The organism is Capsulimonas sp., assembly GCF_039929585.1.
Taxonomy (GTDB): Bacteria; Armatimonadota; Armatimonadia; order Armatimonadales; family Capsulimonadaceae; genus Capsulimonas.
The window spans coordinates 1-1,782 of the sequence record NZ_JBDSQY010000322.1; the positions used below are offsets into that span (position 1 = coordinate 1).

Genomic DNA, 1,782 nt, shown 5'->3' on the forward strand with positions numbered 1-1,782 from the left:
GCCGCGAGGCGGGCTTCTTTTTCGGCGGCGTCGGCGGCGGGGTTTCCGGCGTCTCCGGGGTTTCGAAGGTCATAGTCGGCTTTCCAGATTGAGAACAAGGCTTAGAAGGGGGCGATCTTTTCGTGCGTGCGCTTCAAACGCCAGAGGCTCCACAGAGACATGCGCGTGATCCCGATGGTCTGCGGCGGATCGTATTCGTGAGCGTGCTTGGGATCGCCGACGGACACGACGTCCAGACGATACTGCGTGCTATTATCGCCGCGCAGCGGCTCCAGCCAGCGCAGCGTGCGGCCGCATGCGCATCCCGACTGTACGATACGCACATCCTGCGGCGCGATCAGCGTTGACGCCCCGAGCAGCGCCAGAGCCAGCAGCGCGACCAGCGTCGTCAAGGCTCGCTTGTTACTAAAAATCTTCATTTCGACGCCTTCCCGCCGCGATGGCGGTCAGGGAAAGTGTACCTCGCGGACATCCTCCGGCGCGTCTCCCAGCCATAAAAAAGCCGCCCTCGGAAAATGAGGAGCGGCGGGGTCGATAAAAAATGCAGATGTGGACGATTAATGGACGAAAACTTGCTTGATCATGATCAAGCACCACTGCAGCAGCGGAACGGACTGTCTGGCGTTGGGAGCCTTCGGAATCCTCAGTGAATTATTGTCTGTGGTGCAAAGAGAGCAATACTGGTCGCCGGCGTAAACCGTCTCTTCGCCGCATCGGATGCACGGAAGGCCTTCATTCATGAGGACATTGTACCATCAAAATGAACGCTAGCTAAAAAGTATTTTTATGGCGGCGGAACTCAAAGTTATATTTCATGTGGAGGAGCAGCGTCAGGGCCATTCCGTTCGAACCTCGCGAAGCACTTCGAAGAGCGCCAGGCCCGCATGTGGACCGGTGGACTTGGCGAGAATAGCCGCCAGGACAGGTGTCGCGAGGATCATATCGGTGCGCCGCCTGCCGCAGAACCGAGCCAGGATATTCTCCCACACCTCCTGTGTGTCACTGAGGAGGAAGGATGGATCCAGGGTGATCAATTCCGCCGCCGCGAGGGACTGCGCGTAATTGTGATCGATTGTGTTCACCACCGACCACGCATGCTCCCATTCTCCGCGCTTCGCAAAGCCTTTGGCGATCAACTGCGCCGAGGAGTTATACACCATGAGTTCCGTGGAGTCGCGCGCTTCCTGATAGGCGCTTAGCAGCAAGTCCATGCTGAGTTCGTCTTCCTTGAATGACGACAGTTTTACGAAAAGTTCGACCCTCGTGCAGTCGTCTTCCACGGACAAGGCAATCGAGATCCCGAGGTCTTCATGCCCAGCCTGAAACGCGATCTCGGCGATCTTTGCCTCCGTGACGCTCTTCAAATGGCTGTCGGTCAGAGAACGCGCCATTTCTAACGCTTCGCTCTCGTCTCCCGCTGCGAAAAGCGCGGCGGCTGTGTCGGCCATGGCTTGTTCGAACCAGTAAATGTGATCGATCCGCGCCCCGACTTCACCGGCGTCATCGAAACGGCCGCTGCGCGCGAACCCGGCGGCGGCCGCCGCCAGCGCGATCGGTTTGCTGTCCTCCACGTAACTCTCGGCAAGATCCATCGCCTCGGCGTTCCGTCCCGCAAACGCCAGTCCCTCCACGATCCGGTACCCCGCGTTTCCATTCCAGAATGGATCGCGGATCGTCGCGGCGACTTCCAAGGCTTCTTCCAGGCGATCCCGTTCGATCAGCCCGCCCACGGCCAAGCAGCGCAGACGGCTTTCGTCGAACTCATCTTCCCCCAAGGACGAA

General features: G+C 59.0%; 3 protein-coding genes. All 3 read right to left on the reverse strand.

Features of this window, described 5'->3' with window-relative positions; all coding sequences use genetic code 11:
• Window positions 1-101: 101 nt before the first annotated feature.
• Window positions 102-419, reverse strand: coding sequence for a hypothetical protein (locus tag ABIZ35_RS24730; RefSeq protein WP_348222602.1), 318 nt, complete (start codon window positions 417-419; stop codon window positions 102-104).
• 138 nt (window positions 420-557) lie between these two features.
• Window positions 558-740: a hypothetical protein gene (locus tag ABIZ35_RS24735; RefSeq protein ID WP_348222603.1), complete on the reverse strand. Its 183-nt coding sequence runs from the start codon at window positions 738-740 to the stop codon at window positions 558-560.
• 90 nt (window positions 741-830) lie between these two features.
• Window positions 831-1,782 (reverse strand): hypothetical protein (locus tag ABIZ35_RS24740; RefSeq protein ID WP_348222604.1); only part of this gene is annotated, 952 nt, incomplete at its 5' end.